The 2,242-nt window shown below is 67.7% G+C and carries 5 protein-coding genes and 1 tRNA gene; 1 reads left to right on the top strand and 5 read right to left on the bottom strand.

What is annotated here, in order from left to right:
• Positions 1 to 235: 235 nt before the first annotated feature.
• Positions 236 to 754 carry a DoxX family protein gene (locus VKT83_16305; protein HLY24029.1) on the bottom strand — a complete coding sequence of 173 codons (519 nt, stop codon included), beginning with the start codon at positions 752 to 754 and terminating at the stop codon, positions 236 to 238.
• Between the two features lie 164 nt (positions 755 to 918).
• Between VKT83_16305 and VKT83_16300 the strand changes: the two genes are divergently transcribed.
• Positions 919 to 1,317, top strand: a complete 399-nt coding sequence (locus VKT83_16300; protein HLY24028.1) for a helix-turn-helix domain-containing protein — start codon at positions 919 to 921, stop codon at positions 1,315 to 1,317.
• 1 nt (position 1,318) lies between these two features.
• On the opposite strand, the gene VKT83_16295 is transcribed toward VKT83_16300, so the two are convergent.
• The 4 genes from VKT83_16295 to VKT83_16280 form a co-directional block, all read right to left on the bottom strand.
• On the bottom strand, positions 1,319 to 1,459 hold the full coding sequence (locus tag VKT83_16295) for a hypothetical protein (protein HLY24027.1): 141 nt from the start codon (positions 1,457 to 1,459) through the stop codon (positions 1,319 to 1,321).
• A gap of 72 nt (positions 1,460 to 1,531) precedes the next feature.
• A complete protein-coding gene (locus VKT83_16290; protein HLY24026.1) occupies positions 1,532 to 1,909 on the bottom strand; it encodes a hypothetical protein in 378 nt (125 codons plus the stop codon).
• Between the two features lie 49 nt (positions 1,910 to 1,958).
• Positions 1,959 to 2,045: transfer RNA gene (locus VKT83_16285), tRNA-Leu, on the bottom strand.
• Between the two features lie 93 nt (positions 2,046 to 2,138).
• Positions 2,139 to 2,242, bottom strand: a 104-nt coding sequence (locus tag VKT83_16280; protein ID HLY24025.1) for an integrase core domain-containing protein, incomplete at its 5' end; no start/stop codon positions are given.

Here is a 2,242-nt window from a genome sequence, read left to right as displayed (position 1 = left end):
CCCGGACGCGCCGGCGTAGGAACGGCTTGAGGATGGCCATGGTGGTGCCAGTATAGCCACCGCCCAACGGCCGGAAGCGGCCCCGATGCCGCCGTTGCACCGAGTGTCAAGTGTAGTCGGATCTATCTGAACCTAGACACCCCGTCGGCGTCGGGAAACAGCAAGGCGGGGAGCGGCGACTTAGCCGCTCCCCGCCGGTTGGCTGCGATCGTGTTCCGGCGAAGCCGGGCCTCGGTTACGCCGCGGCCTTCTGGGACGTACCCGCGGTCGCGCGCCGGCGGACCGCCGCCCCCACGACGCCGACCAGGAACCCAATCGCCGCGAGGATGGCGATCATCCCGGCGGCCATCGGGGGGACCGCCGTGCCGAGCACCGCGTCGAGCGAGTACGCGCCCGGGCCGGTGATCCCGACCGCCACCGCCGCCGTCAGCATGGCGAGCGCGTGCTCGTATCCGCCGTCGGACGCCCAGAACTTGGGCCAGTGGAACCCGACGATCGCCGTCAGCATCGCCGCCGCGATCGCGATCGAGCCGAGCGGGCTCAGAAATCCCGCAAGCAGGAGGAGCCCGCCGACCGATTCCGACAGGCTTCCGGTCGCCGTCCAGAACTTGGCCGGCGCGAAGCCGCGCGACGCGACGAAGCCGGACGAGCCGTTGAGCCCGTACCCGCCGAACCAGCCGAACAGTTTCTGTGTGCCGTGACCGATCATGAGAAGGCCGAACACCACCCGAATGATCAAGAGGCCGAGGTCCATCACGACTCCCTCACTTTCCGCTTCCCGTTTTGGATTCTTCCCAGCGGCTTCGTGTCTCCGCGCGCCGCTGCTACCTCTATGTATGTTACTTCTGTTTCATAAGCATAATACTCCACTGCCTTACTGTTGTCAAGTACCTTATTTTGTGTTAGCCTAGAGGGGCGATGGCGACGAAAACGCTGCGGCGTGCCGGTCACGAGGGCGTGGGAGCCTCCCCGCAGGCACTCGGGGAGATTTGTCCCAAGTTTCACAAGACGATCGAACTCGTCGGCAAGCGCTGGACCGGTGCGATCGTGCAGCTCTTGATGGACGGGCCTCAGCGGTTCACCGCACTGCGCGGCGCGGTGCCCGGACTGCACGACCGGCTGCTGTCCGAGCGGTTGAAGGAGCTCGAAGCGGAAGGCATGGTGACGCGCCGTGTGTACCCGGAGACGCCCGTGCACATCGAGTACGCGCTGACCGAGAAGGGGCGCGCGCTCGAGAAGGTGTTCGCCGAGCTGCATCGGTGGGCCGACCGGTGGATCGCGGCGCCCCCCGCCGCTGCGCCTCCCGCACGCCGCTAGGCTAGGTCTCGGCCGGCGGCGCGTCCGGCGCCGGTTCCACCGCCCGGTAGTCGGCTTTCCCGTACGTTCCACGGCGTCCACACGCCGGACACACGTGGTAGTTGGCCGCGAAGGTCGCGCGGGCGAAGTTCCGTTCGTCCATCCGGATTCCGGTATCGAATTCGCAGCCGCAGGCGGAACACCGAACGTTGAGCGCGAGGCGCGCCACGCGAGTCTAGCCGGCCCCGGACGCCGCTGCACCGCCGGCGTACCGCAGAATATCCCCCCGCCGCCACAGGCGATGCCGGCCCGTGCCCCACCACGGCGGTGGGAGCGCCGCCTCGGAGTCGGGCGTGAGCAGGGCGGCGGGCGGCCGGCCGACGATTTCAGCCGCTTCGATCACGGTGACGACGTCTTCGCCGTCGCGCGCGGCGCGGCAGAGCGCGGCGAGAAATGAGTCCGCCGGCGCCGGCCGCGACAGGAAAAACTCGACCGCGCTGCGGCCGTGCGCCTGTTTGAGGACGTTGCCGAAACGCTGGAGGTCTTCCGGAAATCCGCGCAGATGGTGGAGGACCGTCGCGTCGAGACCGCTCGGCGGGGCGGGTTCAGACATCGGAGCCGTGCCGTGGATCGCGCACCGGAGAAGCCCTTGGTATTCGCGGTGGTGCCGAAGGGGAGACTCGAACTCCCACGGGCTTTCGCCCACTACGCCCTGAACGTAGCGCGTCTGCCAATTCCGCCACTTCGGCACGCGGCGTTCGATGCGCCATCAGCATATCCGAGTCCGCTCGAAGGTGTCAAGGCAGTGTACTGGTCCAGTAGATCCGAAAGACTTTGCCTCCTCATGAGCGTGTGGCAGGCTGCGCCGCCTTCCAGCGGCGGATGTACTCGTTCGGAGTCAGGTAGCCGAGCGCCTGGTGCGGCCGGACGTTGTTATAGGTCTCCT

The organism is bacterium (assembly GCA_035308905.1).
In the GTDB taxonomy this organism is placed as follows: domain Bacteria; phylum Sysuimicrobiota; class Sysuimicrobiia; order Sysuimicrobiales; family Segetimicrobiaceae; genus DASSJF01.
The sequence above is the reverse complement of the archived record's forward strand: the minus strand, read 5'-3'. Positions and strand labels throughout refer to the sequence as shown.